Origin of the sequence: Sphingopyxis sp. (genome assembly GCF_050725655.1) — a bacterium.
GTDB lineage: Bacteria > Pseudomonadota > Alphaproteobacteria > Sphingomonadales > Sphingomonadaceae > Sphingopyxis.
On record NZ_JBOHHT010000033.1, the window covers coordinates 1 to 15,512 of the forward strand.

The following is a 15,512-nucleotide window of genomic DNA, read 5'->3' on the forward strand; positions in this document are numbered from 1 at the left end:
AGCGCTGACGGAGGGGGCTGGCGCCCGCCCGCAACGTCGCTTCAGGCCGCCAACCCCCTCCACCACCTTCGGCGGTCCCCCTCCCCGCAAGCGGGGAGGACCTTTACGGCTGCAACCGGTCGTTAGCCGCCCTTCGTCACCCCGGACTTGATCCGCGGCCCACGACGATGGGGCGGCTATGGACCCCGGATCAAGTCCGGGATGACGATGAAAGATAGGGCAGCTTCCGGTCGATAGCGCGCAAACCCTCACCCAGCTTTGCCTGGCGAGCCAGCTCGCAAGGCTTCGCAACCCTCTCCCTCAAGGGGAGAGGAGAATTTGCAGGAGATCATTATGAACTGGTTTGGCCGGAAGGCTGCGCAGGCACCTGCGCGGCCCGCTTTGTCGCGTGTGTACGGGAATTGGTCGGCGCCTGCGCCGCTCAGCTGGGAGGCGCAGGTGCGCGAGGGCTATTTGTCCAACGCGATCGTCCAGCGGGCGGTGCGGCTGGTGGCCGAGGCTGCCGGTAGCGCGCCCTTGGTGGCGAGCGATCCGGCGCTGGCGGCGCTCGTCGCGGCGACGTCGGGCGGGCAGGGGCTGGTCGAGACTTTGGCGTCGCAATTGCTGCTGCACGGCAATGGATATGTGCAGATTTTGGCCGATGGGGCGGGGGCGCCGGTGGAGCTGTTCGCGCTGCGGCCCGATCGGGTGACGGTCGAGGCCGACGCACGCGGATGGCCGGTGGCCTATCGCTACAAGGCAGGCGGGTCGGCTGCGGTGCTGTCCGCCGAGGATGGCGCGGGGCGGACCGCGGTGGTGCATGTGAAGGCGTTGCATCCCTTGGACGATCATTATGGCGCGGGGTGCCTGGGCGCGGCTTCGGGCGCGATCGCGGCGCATAATGCGGCGGCGAAGTGGAATGCGGCGCTGCTCGACAATGCGGCGCGGCCTTCGGGCGCGCTGGTGCATGATCCGGGCGAAAAGGGGATGCCCTTGTCGGCCGAGCAGGTCGATCGGCTGCGCGAGGAGCTGGCCGAGAGTTTCGCGGGCGGGGCGAATGCGGGGCGTCCGTTGCTGCTGGAGGGTGGATTGCGGTGGCAGGCGCTGTCCTTGTCGCCGGCCGAGATGGATTTTCTGGCGCTCAAGGATTCGAGCGCGCGCGAGATTGGACTCGCGTTCGGGGTGCCGCCGATGCTGCTCGGGCTGCCCGGCGATGCGACTTATGCCAATTATCGCGAGGCGAACCGGGCGCTGTGGCGGCTGACCGTGCTGCCGCTGTGCGCGAAGATATTGGGCGCGATTGCGCAGGGGCTTAGCGGCTGGTTCGACGGCGCCGAGTTGCGCGTCGATTTGGACAAGGTGCCGGCGCTGGCGGAGGACCGGATGGCGCTGTGGCGCGAGGTGTCGGCGGCGGACTGGCTGACGGCGGATGAGAAGAAGGCGCTGCTGGGCGTCGCTTAACCCGGAGATTGCGACATGGATGAGGAAGAGGCGCTGGCGCGGTTGATCGCGCTGGCGGGGACGAGCGCGCCCGATGCGGCTTTGCTGCGTGCAGTCGTGGAGGAAGCGAGCGAGCTGGGCGCGCGGCGGGCGCTGGCGCGGCTGGGGCTCGCCGATGAGGCGGCGCGAGACGATGTGAGCGATTTGCGGCAGCTGCTGGGTGCGTGGCGCGATGCCAAGAAGAGCGCGTGGAAGGCGGTGGTCGACTGGGCGGTGCGGTGCGGGCTGGCGCTGCTGGTCGTCGGGCTGGCGATGAAGCTGGGGCTGCCGGGGTTGCTCAGGTGAGGGTGGCGAGTGCCGCGGCCCACCCGTGCCCCGAGTCACGGGCTTCGGGACACCCCCTCCCGCAAGCCGGAGCGGAGGTACGGTTTGCGGGCTATGCTTCGGTGTTCGATCGGGTCGATCGCGGGGGCGATGTGGTACGAGCTGGGGCCTTTGCGGCGAGTTTGCGCGAGCGGCGGGCGGTGCCGTTGCTGTGGCAGCATCGGCCGGGCGCCGTGATCGGTGTCATCGAGACATTGGCGGAGGATGCGCGCGGGCTGCGCGTGGTGGCGCGGGTGACACATCCGACGGCGGCGGCGCTGGTCGCGCGCGGGGCGCTGACGGGATTGTCCTTTGGCTATCGGGTGACGGCGTCGCGCGGGAATGGGCCGCGCGAGTTGCTGGGGCTCGATCTGGCGGAGGTGAGTCTGGTGGCAGCGCCGATGCAGCCTTTGGCGCGGGTGATTGTGGTGGATGTGGGCGGTGAGCGTGAGGTCGCCTCACCCTCTCCCAGCTTCGCCTAGGCAGGAAGCTGCCAAGGCTACGCAACCCTCCCCCGTCGAGGGGGATGGAGTCTATTTTCGATGAAGGAGTGACGGGCATGGATATGGAGATGGAAGTGAAGGCGGATGCGCTCGAGGGGGCATTCGATGCGGTGCTGGCGGCCGAGGCGGTCGATGAGTTGAAGGCGTCGGTGGCGGCGCTGAAAGCGCAGGTCGCTGCGCAGACGGTGGCGGCGTCGCGGCTGCCGCTCGACGGCGCGAAGGCGGCCGATCCGGCGCGCGATGCCTTCGTCGAGCGTTACCTGCGCCGCGGGATCGATGCGGGTGTAGAGATGAAGAGCCTGTCGGGGGCAAGCGGCGGCGAGGGCGGTTTTGCGGTGCCGCGCGAGATCGACGGCAGCATCGCGGCAACGCTGAAAAGCCTGTCGCCGATCCGGTCGATCGCGACGGTCGTGCAGACGGGAACGAGCGGCTATCGCAAGCTGATCGCAACCGGATCGATGGGCGCGGGCTGGGTCGGCGAGACCGCAGTGCGGCCCGAGACCGCGACGCGCAATTTTGCCGAGATTGTGCCGCCGTCGGGCGAGCTTTACGCCAATCCGGCGGCGAGCCAGGCGATGCTCGACGATGCGATGTTCAACGTCGAGGACTGGCTGGCCGAGCAGCTGGGGCGCGAGTTCGCGATCGCCGAGGGCGGCGCGTTCGTGGGCGGCAATGGCACGAACCGGCCGAAGGGTTTCCTGACTTATACGACGACGAACGAGATCGACAGCGTGCGCGCGTTTGGCACGTTGCAGCATCTGGCGACGGGAACGGCGGGGGCTTTTCCGGCGTCGAACCCGCAGGACAGACTGGTCGAACTGGTCCACTCGCTGAAGGCGCCGTACCGGCAGGGCGCGAGCTGGGTGATGAATTCGGACACGCTGAGCCGCATCCGCAAATTCAAGACGACCGACGGAGCCTTCATCTGGCAGCCGGGGATGGTCGAGGGGCAGGCGGCGACGTTGCTGGGTTATCCTGTCGTCGAGGCCGAGGATATGCCCGATGTCGGCGCGAACAGCCTGTCGATCGCGTTCGGCAATTTCCGCGCCGGCTATCTGGTCGCCGACCGCGGCGAAACGCGCATCCTGCGCGATCCGTTCAGCAACAAACCCTTCGTGCATTTCTATGCAACGAAGAGGGTCGGCGGTGCGATCATCGACACGCAGGCGATCAAGCTGATGAAATTCGCCGCCAGCTGATCTGGCGCGCGATGGGCGCCCGGCCTTGGTCCTTTCCCTTTCGGTGCAGGGCCGGGTGCTTATTTCTTGCTCGACGCCTGGCGTGTAGCCACGCGTTTTTTCGCTTCCGCAAGCCATTGGTCGATTATTTCAGTGGTAAATGGCCCGAAAGCCGCCGCGTCGATGCGGCTGCTGGTGCGGACATCACGGACCGAGGTCAAATGGGTTATGAAACCCTCCCAGTCGTTCGAGTCCGACGCCATCGTCGCCCTTGCAAGGTGCGCGAACATCAGGGGTGCATCCTGTGCGGGATAGGTTCGAGCACCGGCCAGCAGGTCCCGATCGCCTCGAGCACAGCCTCGATGCTGGTGCCGTTGCAATGGCTGAGGTCGCTGCGCTTACCCGAGGGGATGTCATAGCTGCCGACGCAATAGTCCAGAATGTCGCGCAGCATTTTCTCATCAGGATCGGCTTTCGGTGCGGCGTTTTGCGTCGCAGCGGGCGTCTCCTGCGCGAAGACGGGCGAGGCGATGAGGGGCAGGGCAGCGATCAGCAGCCCGACAAGCGATTTATTCATGGCGCCAGCGTTGGCGGGCGGGGCGAGTGTTGTCCAGATGATTTACGAACGGGGTTCGGGGAAAGCTTTCCCCCGCGCGTCCCGCACCACCGCGCGCATGTTTTCGCTCGGCGCGCGAGTGCTGGGGGGCGTGCGAAACCGCCATTTTGGCCCTTAGTTATCTGTGATTCCTACTCGGTCTGACGCCATGGCGACCGGTTCTTTCTCCCAATCAACGATTTCCCCGAAAGGATAGCCCTGCCATGCCGACCTTCTTTTTCGCCGATCTGGTGCGCGAGCTGTGCCAGGATGGCGGGACCGGACCACTGATGCCGACGGGTGCAGTGCCCGGCCACCGCCGTTTTTCGGGGATCGTTCCAGTGGGCGATCCTTTTCATTATGCCATCGCCGGCATCGCCCAGCCGGCGCAGTGGGAAGTCGGCATCGGCCGGATCGACGGCGCGGGCCGGCTGCAGCGTGACAGCGTCGCGGCCTCGTCCAACGCCGGCGACCGGGTCGATTTCGCGCCGGGTCTGAAGACGATTGCATTGACCGTCGGCGCCGAATGGTTCGCCGCGCACGATGCGGAGGGCAGCGAACTGGCCGAAGCCTTGGCGGCAAAGCAGCCGCTGTCGACGACGCACCCCGCGGCGACGGCGGGGGCGGCGGACGACCGGGTGACCGTGCGGCGCGGCGAAGGCTGGGTGAATATTCCGCTTTCCACGCTTGCCTTTCGGGCCAGCGATGGGCGGTACGCGCTGGATGGTCCGCTCGGGGCGCAGAACGGCGGCGCCGCCGTGCCCGCGATCAGTTTTGCGGCGGACCCCGATACCGGTCTTTTCCGGGCGGCGGCGGACGCGATCGGCATCGCGACCGACGGCGTCGAGCGGCTTCGGCTGTCACCGTCGGGACAATTGGGTATCGGGACGAACGCGCCAACAGTGCGCTTGCACGTCGAGGCCGGCGGTGCGGGCGATGTCGCGCGTTTCGGCGTTGCGAGTGGGCAATCGCTTTATCTTTACGCGGATGCCGGGTTTACGGGCCTGTTCAACGTCGCGGGCGCGGGCGCCGGCCGGGACGGGATACGGATCGGCGGCGATTTCGTGGCGCTGGATACCGGTGCCACCGAAAGAGTGCGGGTCGACGGCGCGGGGAATGTCGGGATCGGCACGGCCTCGCCCGGCAACAGCGGCGGTTTCAACCGTCAGCTTCACATCCAGGGCGACTATCCCTGTCTGACGCTGGGCGGGAATGTGGCCGCGCGCAGCTATAGCCTGGGGGTCAACGGCGGCGGCGACTTTGCGATCTGGGACAATCAGGCCGCGGCCTCTTCGATGCAGATCGCCGCAGGGACGGGCGCGGTCACCTTTCGGGGGAGCCTGCTGCAACTGGGCGTCCTGGGAGGTCCGCTTGCCACGCCGACGCGGATCAGCCTCGACACCTCCTATGCGAATTCGCCGGCGCCCACCAACCAGCAGCTGAAGCTGAACCTCGTGCCCGTCAGCGGCACCGAGGCTTATGGCTGGACGGTCGATAATCTGGGCCGCCTCTGGCATTATTCCGGGAACAGCGTCGGGCCGACCGGCGGACATATCTTTGCGACCGGCAATGCGGCGCGCTGGCAATTGGTCACGGCGGGCCATTTCCAGCCGGTGTCGGACAATGTCCATTCGCTCGGCGGGGCCGGCAACCGTACTACGGTCGTCTATGCGGCCACCGGTACGATCAACACGTCGGACGCGCGTGAAAAAACCTGGCGCGGCGCCGCCAATGCGGCCGAGATGCGCGCGGGCAGGCGGATCGTCGCCGAGCTGGGCTTTTTGTCAATGGAACGATGCGATCGCTGCGAAGGGCGCGGACAATGCGCGTTATCATTTCGGCGTCCAGGCGCAGCGCGTGTGGGAGATCATGGCCGACGAAAGCCTGATCGACCCGATCGATGCCGAGGGACGGCCCGGTGCGACACCCTATGCCTTTTTGTGTTGGGACGCATGGGAGGAGGGCGACGAAGCGGGCGACCGTTTCGGCATTCGCCCCGACCAGCTGCTGTTGTTCCTGATCGCGGCGCAGGAGGCGCGGCTCGCCGCGCTGGAGGCGGCGGCGTGATCGGCGGGTCGGCGCTGTCGTCGCGCGCGGTCGGCGACACGGCGCCGCGCGATCTGGCGAGCGAATGGGGCGGGCCCGAGCCGTCGGCGCCGCGCGGCACGGTGCCGATCGCGCGCGAACCCGGCCGCCGCGTAAAACCGCGTAAACCATAGGATCGAGAGAGAGGAGCAGCCATGGCGATGGTGGTGAAGGATCCCGATGCGCGGATCGATTATGAGTTCGACTGGGCGGCCGCCTATCCCGACGGGCAAGCGGTGGTCGCGAGCGGCTGGACGGTCGCGCCGGCCCGGGACGACGGGATCGAAGTTGCCGCCGCGGCGCATGACCTGACCCGCACGACCGCCACGCTGGCGGGCGGCGTGGCCGGTCATGTCTATCGCGTCACCAACCGGGTGACGCTGAGCGACGGACAGATCGACGAGCGGTCGATGACCGTGCGGGTGGAGGAACGGTGATGGCGGAAAGTCTGGTGCCCGGCGATGCCCCGGTGAGCCTGAACGAAGCGCGCGGTTGGTTGCGGCTGGGAGCGACGATCGACGATGCCGTGGTGGCGGGCCTTGTCCGCGCGGCGACCAATATCTGCGAAGCCTTTATCGGGCAGTGGCTGGTCATTCGCGCGGCCGAGGAGGTTTTGCCGTTGAAAAACGGCGCGGTCCAACCCGGCGCGCGGCCGGTGGTAGGGATCGATGGGGTGATCTTGTTGTTTCCCGGCGGTGACGAGGCCGTGCTGGGCGACGGCGATTACCGGACGTCGATCGGCCGCGACGGCACCGCGCGGGTGACAGTGAGCGATCCTAGCGGCGCGGCGCGGGTTCGCGTCGCCTATCGTGCGGGAATCGCCGAAGGGGCGAACGGGATTCCCGAAGCGATCCGGCAGGGCATCGTCCGTATGACGCAGCATCTGCACGAGGCGCGTGATGGGGCGCGCGACGGCGCGGGCGCGGCCCCGCCGGCGGTGATCGCGGCACTGTGGCAGCCGTGGCGGCGACTGACGCTGGGGAGCGGGCAATGACGGGCGCGGAAGGTGCGGTGCGCGCGCGGGCGATCGAGCTGCTGGCGCGCGATGACGCGCTGGCGGCGATGGTGCACGGGATATTCGACGGCACGCCGCCGCGGGCGAGTGCGCCCTATGTGGCGGTCGGCACCGCGGACGGCAGCGACTGGGGAACCAAGGACCGGGCGGGGCGCGAAATCCGCCTGACGTTGACATTGGTCGGCGTGGGCAGCGGGGTCGACGATCTGGCCGCGGCGCGTATCGAAGCCGTCGCGGCCACGCTGCGCGGGGCGGCGGACGGCTGGGCGGTGGTCGGCGTGCGGATGATACGGACGCGTTTCACCTTCGTACGCGAAGGCGGCTGGCGGCACGAGTTCATCTTGCGGTGCCGCTGCCTCGCGGCGTGAGGATCACTCGCCCGGCATCGTGTTCGTCGACTTATAGTCCTTGAACTTGTCGGTGAAATTGGCGTGATAATCGTCGATCTGCATATCGGCGTCTTCGCCCGCGACCTTTTCGGAATCGCCGCCCGACCGGCCCAGCGCGATCACCGCCTTGCGAAAGGCGTCGCGCTCGGTCGCGCAGTTCGATTTCACCGTCATTTCATATTCGGCCTCTTCGACCTTGGCCTCCAGCGCCTTCTTCATGTCGGCGCGCAGGCACTTGGTGAAGGCGGCGCGCGTCGTGTCGACCGTCGCCGAGGGCGACTGCACCATGACGGCCAAAATCAATGTTGTGATCAGCATCCTGCGACTCCCCATTAACGGATGATTTTTTACCCGAGGAGATTAGACGATGGCGATTGAAAATGGGAGCGATTTTCTGCTCAAGATCGGCGACGGGGAAGCCCCGCCCACCTATCGCACGGTCGCGGGCCTGCGCACCACGCAGCTGTCGGTCAACGGCGAGGCGGTGAACGTCACGAACAAGGATTCGGGCGGCTGGCGCGAACTGCTGTCGGGCGCCGGGGTGCGATCGGTTTCAGTGAGCGCGGCGGGCATTTTTACCGGGTCCGATGCCGAGGTGCGGCTGCGCGGCCATGCGCTTTCGGGCGTGATCGACGATTATGAGCTGAGCTTTGAAAGCGGCGAGCGAATGCGCGGGCGTTTCCTGGTCACGCGGCTCGATTACGCCGGCGATTATAATGGCGAGCGCAATTACACGCTGAACCTGGAATCGAGCGGCGCGGTGGCCAGCCTGTGAGCGGCGCTAACGCATTGCGCGGCGAAGCGGAATTGCGCGTCGGGGACGATGTCCATGTCCTGCGGCCGAGTTTTGCCGCGTTGGTCGCGGCGGAAGCCGAACTCGGGCCGCTCTTCGCGCTGGTTGAGCGTGCCGCCGATGCGCGGTTGGGGCTGGGCGAGCTGGTTTCGCTGTTCTGGCATTGCGTGAAGGATCGGCCCGAGACGCTGACGCGCGAGGCGGTCGGCGAGGCGGTCATCGCGCAGGGGTTGACGTCGGTTACCCCGGCGCTGCGCGTGTTGCTGGGGCAGATTTTGCAGGGACGATGAGGTGGCGGACGATCGGCTGGGGCCTGCGGCGATCAAGCTTGCGGGCGTGATGGCGCGCGTCGCGGGATGGCGGCCGGGTGAATTTTGGGCCGCGACGCCGGCCGATGTGCGCGCGGTGCTGGCGGGCTGGGTCGAGGCGGATGCCGAGGCGTGCTTCGGCGGCGCGGCGCTGGCGGCGATGATGGAGAGGTTTCCCGATGGGTGACGAGATCGACGAAATGGTGGTTGCGGTTCGCGCCGACACCGGCGCGTTCCGGCGCGACATTGCGGCATTGCGCGCCGAGCTGGGTGGGCCGCTGGTCGCCGAGGCCGATCAGGCGGGGCGCGCGATCGAGCGGGCGCTGTCGCGTGCGATCGTCAGCGGCAAGATGGGGTTCGAGGATCTGAAGCGGCTCGCGCTGTCGGTGATGGCGGACATCGCAAGGGCGGCGATTTCGAACGGGATCGGCGCGGCGACGGGCGGCGGGTCGGGGGGAGGCGGGAGCGGCAATCTGCTGTCGCTCGGCACCTCGATCGCGATGGCGCTGTTCGGCGCGCCGGGGCGGGCGACGGGCGGGCCGGTGAGCGGCGGGCGTGCCTATCGCGTCGGTGAGCGCGGGCCTGAGCTGTTCGTGCCGACCGCGAGCGGGCGGATCGAGGCGGCGGGCGCCGGGGGTGTGCGCAATTTCGCGATTACGGTGAATGTTCATGGGCAGGCGGGGAGCGAGCCGCAGCGGCTGGCGCAGACGGGGCGGCAACTGGCGCGCGCGGTGCGGCGTGCGGTCGCGGCGGGGGATTAGAGCCTTTCCGGGGCACTTTTATACGCCGGGACGGAGCCAATTTTGGCCGAGTGCAAGGCGCGAGGAGAGAGAGATGTCGATGCATCGTGACCGACGAGCAACGCAGCAATCGGCCAAAATTGGCCCGCCGCTGCGCGGTCGACTGGAGAAGCCCGCTGGCGGCGTCATGGCCCTTGCACGGGCTACCGGCCCGCGCTGCGCGCCATTCCTACCCAGCGGGCTTCTCCAGTCTATCCCGGCGCATAAAAGTGCCCCGGAAAGGCTCTCGTGATGGGCTGGGCGCTGGTCGCGGCCGCCGAGCCGCATCATCGGAAGGGTTGGCTCAAGCGGTTCGATCCGCGATATTGGACGGTCGATTTTGCGCGGCCGATGATGGCAAGCGTGACGAGCGAGGCGCCGGGCGCGCTGCGTGTCGAGACGGTCTTCTATCAGAAGCACGATCTGGCGGGGCTGATCTGGGAAGCGGAGGATCGCTGGGATCATCCTTTGCTCGCGTATGAGACGAAGCGCGATTTCCGGCACACGCAGCTGAGGTTTCGGTGGCGGTCGGGCGGCGTGAAGCCGCTCGACGCGCTGCATGGCCCAACCTTGACGATCGAGGGGCGCGATGCGGCTGGCGTGCCGCGCGCCTGGTATGTTCGGCTCTGGAATTATGCCGATGGGACGGCCGAGGATGCGCTCGTCAGCCTCGATTTCGACGCGCTCGACGGTGGCTTCCTGCTTCCCGGCGAGGCCGATCGGGTGTGGGCAGGCGACATCGACCGGATGTTCATTTCGCTGGTGCCGCCGACCTATGATGGCGGCGAAGGCGTGCTGGGGGCACCGGTCGCGGGCTGGGCCGAGATGAGCGCGATTGCCTGTTCGGGGTCGGGGTCGGTGCTGGCGCTCGGCGACGTCGTGATGCCCGAATTGGACCCGGCGAAAGGGGGGCTGGGGATCGCGAGCGGCTATGACGACAGCTATCACCTGACGCCGACGCGGCTGGTGCGGCAGATGATCCAGCTCGGTTATCGCGGCGATGTCGTCCACTATGTCGGGATGAGCCATTATATGCGGCTCGAGGCGTCAGGCGGCGGCTTTTATGCGAGCGTCGTGGGCGGGGTGCTCAACGCGCCATGCGCGGCGTGGCATGCGGGGTTTGCGGCGGCCTGCCGCGAGGCGGGGCTGGGGGTGATCTGGTCGCTCTCCTACGAGCTGTTCGACGCCTATTGTCGGGATGACTGGCAACAGCGGGCGAGCGACGGGTCGCCCGCGCTGACCGGGTGGGCGCCGCCGTCGACCCTGCTGTCGCCGGCGAATGCGGCGGCGATGGGGTATTTGCAGTTGGTCGCGCGGGCGTTTGTCGCGGTCGCGGCGGGGGCGGGGTTGCCGCTGAAATTCCAGGTCGGCGAGCCCTGGTGGTGGATCGCGAGTGGCGGACGGATTTGCGCCTATGATACGGCGACGACGGCGGCGCTGGGGGCGGCGAGCGTTCCGATTGCCGACGTGCGCGGGACTTTGGATGCGGCGCAACTCGCGATGCTCGATGCGTTGGGGGCTTTGTTGGCGGGGTCGACCGCCGCACTCGTTGCGGCCGCGCGCGACGCGGCGGGGACGGCGGAGCTGGTGAGCCATTTGCTCGTCTATCTGCCGACGGTGCTTGACCCGGCGGCGCCCGCGGTGCGTCGCGCCAATGTGCCGCTGGGGTGGGCAGCGCCGGCCTTCGATGTGCTACAGCTCGAGGATTATGACTGGGTGACCGGCGAGCGCGGGGCGGAGACGGCGCTCGCGCGCGCGGCGATGACGCTGCGCCTGGGTTATCCGATTGCGGAACAGCATTATTTTTCGGGCTTCGTGCTGGCGGCGGAGGATCGTGCGCAATGGGCGGCGATTGCCGATGCGGCCGATGGCGCGCGGCGCGCGGGGGTTGCGCGGGCCTTTGTCTGGGCGCTGCCGCAGGTGGCGCGCGACGGGTTTGTGACATTCGATGGGGAGGATGACGTGCAGGCATTCGATGCGGTGGACTTTCCGCTGGCAATCGGGCGTGAGGCGATGGTCGCGACCGAGTTTTCGACGCAGATCGTGAACTCGCCGTCGGGGCACGAGCAGCGCGCGAGCGAATGGGCCGAGGCGCGAATGCGCTATGACGCGGGGCCGGGAATCCGGTCCGAGGTCGATGTGCGGATGCTCGTTGACTTTTTTCGCGCGCGGCGCGGCGCGGCGCGGGCGTTTCGCTTTCGCGATCCGTTCGATGGCAGTTCGGCCACGGATGGCGGGTTGCCGGCGGCGGGCGACCAGATGCTGGGGGTCGGCGATGGCGCGCGGCGGCAGTTTGCGTTGGTGAAGCGCTATGGCGCGGGCTATGCCGAGCAGGTGCGCAGCGTCCGTTTGCCGGTGGAAGACAGCGTGCGCGTGTCGGTCGACGGGATCGAGACGGCGGGATTTCAAGTGACGGATGCGGGCGAGGTTCTGCTCGATGTCGCGCCCGCGCCCGGTGTGGCTGTGCGCGCCGGGTTTCTGTTCGACGTGCCGGTGCGCTTTGCCGACGATCGGCTGGAGGTGAGCCGCGCGACCTTCCTGGCGGGCGAGATGGCGAGCGTGCCGCTGGTCGAGGTGCGTGCGCCATGGTGATGGAACGCGCGCCCGACTGGCTGCGCGAAGAGCTGGTGACGCTGGCGTGGTGCTGGCGGCTGGCGCGGCGCGACGGGGTCGTCGTCGGGCTGACCTCGCACGACCATGACCTGATGGTTGGCGGCACGATGTACCGCGCCGCGCCGGGGATGAAGCCTTCGGCGCTGGAGACGAGCGACAGCCTCGACGTGGCGACGATGGACCTTGAGGGCGCGGTGACAAGCGACGCCATCGCCGCGCGCGATCTGGACGCCGGGCGGTGGGACGGCGCGGAGATGGAGTTGTTCGTCACCGACTGGAGCGCGGCCGACGTCGCGCCGGTCACGGTGGCGCGCGGATCGTTGGGGGCGATCGAGCGGCGCGGGCCGGCCTTTGCTGCCGAGTTGCAGGGGGTGGCCCGCGTGCTCGACCGGCCGGTGTGTCCGGCCACCTCGCCGTCGTGCCGCGCCATGCTCGGCGACCGGGCGTGCCGGATCGACCTGGCGCCGCTTGCGCATCACAGGCGGGTCGTTGCCGTCGATGGGCGGATGGTTACGCTGGACGCGGCCGCGCCCGGAATGGCGTTCGGCGAGCTCAAGTGGATGGAGGGCGGCAATTGCGGGCTGGGCAGCCCGGTGGTCGCGGTCGACGCGGCGGTGCTGCATCTGGCCGAAGCGCCGCCTTTTTCTGTCGCAGAGCCGGTACGCGTGCGGCTTACCGAAGGGTGCGACAAGCAGCTTGCGACGTGCCGCGACCGCTTTGCGAATGCGGCCAACTTTCGCGGCGAGGCGCACCTGCCGGGCAATGATTTGCTGACGCGTTATCCCGGTGGATGAGCCTGGACCGCGCGCTTTTGCGGCGGCGCGATCCATGGTCGGGGCGACGTTCCGGCCGCAGGGGAGCGATCCCGCTACGGGGCTCGATTGTGTGGGGCTGGTGTGGGCGGCTTATGCGGCGGCGGGGTGCGTGTTGGAACGACCACGCGGTTATCCGCTGCGCGGCTGGTCGCGGACTCAGGTCGAAGCGGGCCTGTTTCAGGCCGGCTTCGTGCCGGTCGTGGGGGATGGGCACGAGGGCGATGTGATGCTGGTCGCCTATCCGGCGGGGCAGTTTCATCTCGGCTTGATGGGGCTGGATCGGCTGGTGCATGCGCATGCAGGGCTGCGGCGAGTGGTCGAGACGCCGCTCGATGAAACCATGCACGGGGTGGCGTGCTGGCGGCTGGAGCAATGCCCTCCCCGCTGTGACTAGGCAGCAAGCTGCCAGTCTCGCTACCCCTCCCGCAAGCGGGAGGGGATAAAAATCATTTTGTTGGGAGCGCATCATGGCAACGTTGGTGCTGACGGTGGTCGGCGGGATTGTCGGGGGTCCGGTGGGCGCCGCGATCGGGGCTGCGGTGGGCCAGCAGATCGACGCGCAGATTTTCAAACCCAAGGGACGCGAGGGGCCGCGGCTGGCCGACCTGAAGATTCAGGCGTCGACCTATGGCCAGCAAATCCCGCAGATGTTCGGGACGATGCGTGTTGCGGGCAGCGTGATTTGGGCGACCGACCTGATCGAACGGCGGAACAAGCGCGGCGGAGGCAAGGGACGGCCGTCGACAACCGAATATAGCTATGCCGTGTCGCTGGCGGTCGCACTGTCGTCGCGGCCGATCCGAGGGATCGGGCGCATCTGGGCCGACGGCAATCTGCTGCGCGGGTCGAGCGGGACGTTCCACGAACGGTGCATCTTTCGCTGGCACGACGGCAGCGAGGATCAGGCGGTCGATCCGTTGATCGCGTCGGCGCTGGGCGTCGCGTCGACAAGTGCATTTCGGGGGTGCGCCTATGCGGTGTTCGAAGAGCTCGAGCTCGGCGCGTTCGGCAACCGGATTCCGTCCCTGACATTCGAGGTCGAGGCCGATGCCGCGGGTATCGACGCGGGGATGGTCGGCAATAGCCTGTTCGGAGAAGCCGCGCGTTGTGGCGGCGAATGGTCTTTTACGGGCTATGCCGCATCGGGCGACCGGTTGCGCGACGCACTTGCGCCGCTGTTCGAGGTGGACGGGGTGCGGCTGGTGAACGGGCCGGACGGATGGAAGCTGGCGCCGACGGCCGCAGCCGGCGAGCCGTTGGCGCTCGCCGATTTTCGTGAGGCGGGGCGGGGCGATGCGCTGGGCGACCGGACCGAACAGCGCCGGGCTCCGCTGTCGTCGCTGCCGGGGTCGATCCGGCTGCGGCATTATGAGCCAGAACGCGATTATCAGCTCGGCCAGCAGACGAGCCAGGTGGCGGGTGGCGGGGTCCGTGAGGAGCGGATCGACCTGCCCGCGGTGTTGCCGGCGACGTCGGCGCGGGCGCTCGCGCAGCGGCTTGCCGCCGCCGCGGCCGATGGGCGCGAAACGTTGGTATGGCGCGCCGACCTTGCGGCGCTGGCGCTGACGGTCGGGCATGTCGTTGCACTGGCCGGCGGGAGCCGCTGGCGGCTGGCGGGGAGGACGGTTCGCGGCAGCGACATCTTGCTGGAACTCAAGCGCCACGCGCCGCTCCCTGCAGCCGACTTTCCTGCAGAACCCGGCGTTCCGGTGAGTGCGCCCGATTGGCCCGACGCCATTGGTACAGTCCACCTGTTCGACCTTCCCAATATGGGCAGTCCGGCGGCATCGGCGCCGCGGCTATTGGTAGCCGGCGCCGGCAGCAACGATGGCTGGCGCGGCGCCGATTGCTGGCTCGTCGCGTCGCCCGGCACCGAACCGATCCCGGTCGGCACGGTGCGTCCGGCCACGGCACTGGGCCAGCTTGTCGAGCCGTTGGCCGCGGGGAGCGGTTGCCTGTTCGATCTGGTGAACAGCATCGAGGTGCAGCTGGTCAATCCGGCAATGGCATTGGAATCGGTCGGCGCTGCGGCGCTGCTGGGCGGGGCGAACCGGGCGATGGTCGCTGACGAGCTGCTGCAGTTCGGTATCGCCGATGTCGTTGGACCCGGACGCTGGCGGCTGTCGCGATTGCTGCGCGGGCGGGCCGGGACCGAGAGGGGAATGCCCCATTTAGCGGGAGCGTCCTTCGTTCTGCTCGACGATCCGGCGCTGTTGACGTTGCCCGAGACGCTCGCCGGATTGGCTGAGGGCGGCGCGGCGACCCTCGAGTGGGCACCGCGGGGCGGGACGACGCTGACCGAGGTTGGTGTTCCGGCGGCCGGTCGGGCGCTGCGGCCGCTGGCCCCGGTGCATGGGCAGGTCCGTACTGATGGTGCGGGCAACGTGACGATCGGCTGGGTCCGGCGTAGCCGCGCCGACACGGGATGGCGCGACCATGTCGACCTGCCACTTGGCGAAAGTCATGAGGTCTGGCGCATCGCCCTGTCACCGCCCGTTCCGGGAATTGGGCCATGGGAAAGCGCATCCCCGACGCTGAATATCGGTGCCGCCGAACTGGCCGCGCTGCCACCCGGCTGCACGATCGAGATTCGGCAGGCGGGGGATTTCGCGCTGTCGCCGCCCCTGTCCTTACCACTGACATAAAAGGATAATGCC

At 68.3% G+C, this 15,512-nt stretch carries 19 protein-coding genes; 16 read left to right on the plus strand and 3 right to left on the minus strand.

The window, feature by feature from the left end:
* Positions 1-333: 333 nt before the first annotated feature.
* From ACREBX_RS04085 to ACREBX_RS04100, 4 genes are all read left to right on the plus strand, one after another.
* Positions 334-1,440 (plus strand): phage portal protein, encoded by a 1,107-nt coding sequence (locus ACREBX_RS04085; protein ID WP_431560476.1) that lies wholly within the window; start codon positions 334-336, stop codon positions 1,438-1,440.
* 15 nt (positions 1,441-1,455) lie between these two features.
* Positions 1,456-1,764, plus strand: a complete 309-nt coding sequence (locus ACREBX_RS04090; protein WP_431560477.1) for a DUF6127 family protein — start codon at positions 1,456-1,458, stop codon at positions 1,762-1,764.
* A 101-nt stretch (positions 1,765-1,865) separates the two neighbouring features.
* On the plus strand, positions 1,866-2,264 hold the full coding sequence (locus tag ACREBX_RS04095) for an HK97 family phage prohead protease (RefSeq protein ID WP_431560478.1): 399 nt from the start codon (positions 1,866-1,868) through the stop codon (positions 2,262-2,264).
* A 77-nt stretch (positions 2,265-2,341) separates the two neighbouring features.
* The gene (locus tag ACREBX_RS04100; protein WP_431560479.1) at positions 2,342-3,484 is read left to right on the plus strand and encodes a phage major capsid protein; all 1,143 of its coding nucleotides are present in this window, start codon (positions 2,342-2,344) and stop codon (positions 3,482-3,484) included.
* Positions 3,485-3,543: 59 nt separating this feature from the next.
* Here the strand turns inward: ACREBX_RS04100 and ACREBX_RS04105 are convergent, their stop codons facing one another.
* Positions 3,544-3,753: a hypothetical protein gene (locus ACREBX_RS04105; RefSeq protein ID WP_431560480.1), complete on the minus strand. Its 210-nt coding sequence runs from the start codon at positions 3,751-3,753 to the stop codon at positions 3,544-3,546.
* On the minus strand, positions 3,753-4,040 hold the full coding sequence (locus ACREBX_RS04110; protein ID WP_431560481.1) for a hypothetical protein: 288 nt from the start codon (positions 4,038-4,040) through the stop codon (positions 3,753-3,755). Before ACREBX_RS04110 ends, ACREBX_RS04105 begins: the two co-directional genes overlap by 1 nt.
* A 242-nt stretch (positions 4,041-4,282) precedes the next feature.
* Here ACREBX_RS04110 and ACREBX_RS04115 point away from each other — a divergent pair, with 242 nt between their 5' ends.
* From ACREBX_RS04115 to gp17, 4 genes are read left to right on the plus strand one after another with little or no spacing between them, the layout of a single operon-like run.
* Positions 4,283-6,277: a hypothetical protein gene (locus ACREBX_RS04115; protein ID WP_431560482.1), complete on the plus strand. Its 1,995-nt coding sequence runs from the start codon at positions 4,283-4,285 to the stop codon at positions 6,275-6,277.
* Between the two features lie 21 nt (positions 6,278-6,298).
* Positions 6,299-6,580, plus strand: a complete 282-nt coding sequence (locus ACREBX_RS04120) for a hypothetical protein (RefSeq protein ID WP_431560483.1) — start codon at positions 6,299-6,301, stop codon at positions 6,578-6,580.
* Positions 6,580-7,137, plus strand: coding sequence for a head-tail connector protein (locus tag ACREBX_RS04125; RefSeq protein WP_431560484.1), 558 nt, complete (start codon positions 6,580-6,582; stop codon positions 7,135-7,137). Before ACREBX_RS04120 ends, ACREBX_RS04125 begins: the two co-directional genes overlap by 1 nt.
* Positions 7,134-7,526, plus strand: a complete 393-nt coding sequence (gp17, locus tag ACREBX_RS04130; RefSeq protein ID WP_431560485.1) for a tail completion protein gp17 — start codon at positions 7,134-7,136, stop codon at positions 7,524-7,526. Before ACREBX_RS04125 ends, gp17 begins: the two co-directional genes overlap by 4 nt.
* Before the next feature lie 3 nt (positions 7,527-7,529).
* Here gp17 and ACREBX_RS04135 read toward each other — a convergent pair whose 3' ends face one another.
* On the minus strand, positions 7,530-7,865 hold the full coding sequence (locus ACREBX_RS04135; RefSeq protein WP_431560486.1) for a hypothetical protein: 336 nt from the start codon (positions 7,863-7,865) through the stop codon (positions 7,530-7,532).
* A gap of 49 nt (positions 7,866-7,914) precedes the next feature.
* Between ACREBX_RS04135 and ACREBX_RS04140 the strand changes: the two genes are divergently transcribed.
* The 8 genes from ACREBX_RS04140 to ACREBX_RS04175 all read left to right on the plus strand — a co-directional run bounded on the left by ACREBX_RS04140 (position 7,915) and on the right by ACREBX_RS04175 (position 15,500).
* Positions 7,915-8,322: a phage major tail protein, TP901-1 family gene (locus ACREBX_RS04140; protein WP_431560487.1), complete on the plus strand. Its 408-nt coding sequence runs from the start codon at positions 7,915-7,917 to the stop codon at positions 8,320-8,322.
* Positions 8,319-8,630 (plus strand): gene transfer agent family protein, encoded by a 312-nt coding sequence (locus ACREBX_RS04145; RefSeq protein ID WP_431560488.1) that lies wholly within the window; start codon positions 8,319-8,321, stop codon positions 8,628-8,630. The genes ACREBX_RS04140 and ACREBX_RS04145 overlap by 4 nt, the downstream gene beginning before the upstream one ends.
* 1 nt (position 8,631) lies before the next feature.
* Positions 8,632-8,835 carry a phage tail assembly chaperone gene (locus tag ACREBX_RS04150; RefSeq protein WP_431560489.1) on the plus strand — a complete coding sequence of 68 codons (204 nt, stop codon included), beginning with the start codon at positions 8,632-8,634 and terminating at the stop codon, positions 8,833-8,835.
* A complete protein-coding gene (locus tag ACREBX_RS04155; protein WP_431560490.1) occupies positions 8,828-9,409 on the plus strand; it encodes a tail tape measure protein in 582 nt (193 codons plus the stop codon). The genes ACREBX_RS04150 and ACREBX_RS04155 overlap by 8 nt, the downstream gene beginning before the upstream one ends.
* A 270-nt stretch (positions 9,410-9,679) precedes the next feature.
* A complete protein-coding gene (locus tag ACREBX_RS04160; RefSeq protein ID WP_431560491.1) occupies positions 9,680-12,019 on the plus strand; it encodes a DUF2460 domain-containing protein in 2,340 nt (779 codons plus the stop codon).
* Entirely contained in the window at positions 12,013-12,834 is an 822-nt protein-coding gene (locus tag ACREBX_RS04165; protein ID WP_431560492.1) for a DUF2163 domain-containing protein, read from the plus strand. Before ACREBX_RS04160 ends, ACREBX_RS04165 begins: the two co-directional genes overlap by 7 nt.
* Positions 12,835-12,868: 34 nt before the next feature.
* Positions 12,869-13,249, plus strand: coding sequence for a hypothetical protein (locus tag ACREBX_RS04170; protein ID WP_431560493.1), 381 nt, complete (start codon positions 12,869-12,871; stop codon positions 13,247-13,249).
* A 73-nt stretch (positions 13,250-13,322) separates the two neighbouring features.
* A complete protein-coding gene (locus tag ACREBX_RS04175; protein WP_431560494.1) occupies positions 13,323-15,500 on the plus strand; it encodes a phage tail protein in 2,178 nt (725 codons plus the stop codon).
* Positions 15,501-15,512 lie beyond the last annotated feature (12 nt).

Excerpts from the sequence above, each read along its gene's own strand:
- ACREBX_RS04170 (WP_431560493.1), top strand. The coding sequence starts at position 12,869 with ATGGTCGGGGCGACGTTCCGGCCGCAGGGGAGCGATCCCGCTACGGGG.
- ACREBX_RS04155 (WP_431560490.1), top strand. The coding sequence starts at position 8,828 with ATGGGTGACGAGATCGACGAAATGGTGGTTGCGGTTCGCGCCGACACC.
- ACREBX_RS04085 (WP_431560476.1), top strand. The coding sequence starts at position 334 with ATGAACTGGTTTGGCCGGAAGGCTGCGCAGGCACCTGCGCGGCCCGCT.
- ACREBX_RS04100 (WP_431560479.1), top strand. The coding sequence starts at position 2,342 with ATGGATATGGAGATGGAAGTGAAGGCGGATGCGCTCGAGGGGGCATTC.
- ACREBX_RS04115 (WP_431560482.1), top strand. The coding sequence starts at position 4,283 with ATGCCGACCTTCTTTTTCGCCGATCTGGTGCGCGAGCTGTGCCAGGAT.
- gp17 (WP_431560485.1), top strand. The coding sequence starts at position 7,134 with ATGACGGGCGCGGAAGGTGCGGTGCGCGCGCGGGCGATCGAGCTGCTG.
- ACREBX_RS04105 (WP_431560480.1), bottom strand. The coding sequence starts at position 3,753 with ATGTTCGCGCACCTTGCAAGGGCGACGATGGCGTCGGACTCGAACGAC.
- ACREBX_RS04165 (WP_431560492.1), top strand. The coding sequence starts at position 12,013 with ATGGTGATGGAACGCGCGCCCGACTGGCTGCGCGAAGAGCTGGTGACG.
- ACREBX_RS04110 (WP_431560481.1), bottom strand. The coding sequence starts at position 4,040 with ATGAATAAATCGCTTGTCGGGCTGCTGATCGCTGCCCTGCCCCTCATC.
- ACREBX_RS04090 (WP_431560477.1), top strand. The coding sequence starts at position 1,456 with ATGGATGAGGAAGAGGCGCTGGCGCGGTTGATCGCGCTGGCGGGGACG.
- ACREBX_RS04160 (WP_431560491.1), top strand. The coding sequence starts at position 9,680 with ATGGGCTGGGCGCTGGTCGCGGCCGCCGAGCCGCATCATCGGAAGGGT.
- ACREBX_RS04175 (WP_431560494.1), top strand. The coding sequence starts at position 13,323 with ATGGCAACGTTGGTGCTGACGGTGGTCGGCGGGATTGTCGGGGGTCCG.
- ACREBX_RS04125 (WP_431560484.1), top strand. The coding sequence starts at position 6,580 with ATGGCGGAAAGTCTGGTGCCCGGCGATGCCCCGGTGAGCCTGAACGAA.
- ACREBX_RS04135 (WP_431560486.1), bottom strand. The coding sequence starts at position 7,865 with ATGCTGATCACAACATTGATTTTGGCCGTCATGGTGCAGTCGCCCTCG.
- ACREBX_RS04140 (WP_431560487.1), top strand. The coding sequence starts at position 7,915 with ATGGCGATTGAAAATGGGAGCGATTTTCTGCTCAAGATCGGCGACGGG.
- ACREBX_RS04120 (WP_431560483.1), top strand. The coding sequence starts at position 6,299 with ATGGCGATGGTGGTGAAGGATCCCGATGCGCGGATCGATTATGAGTTC.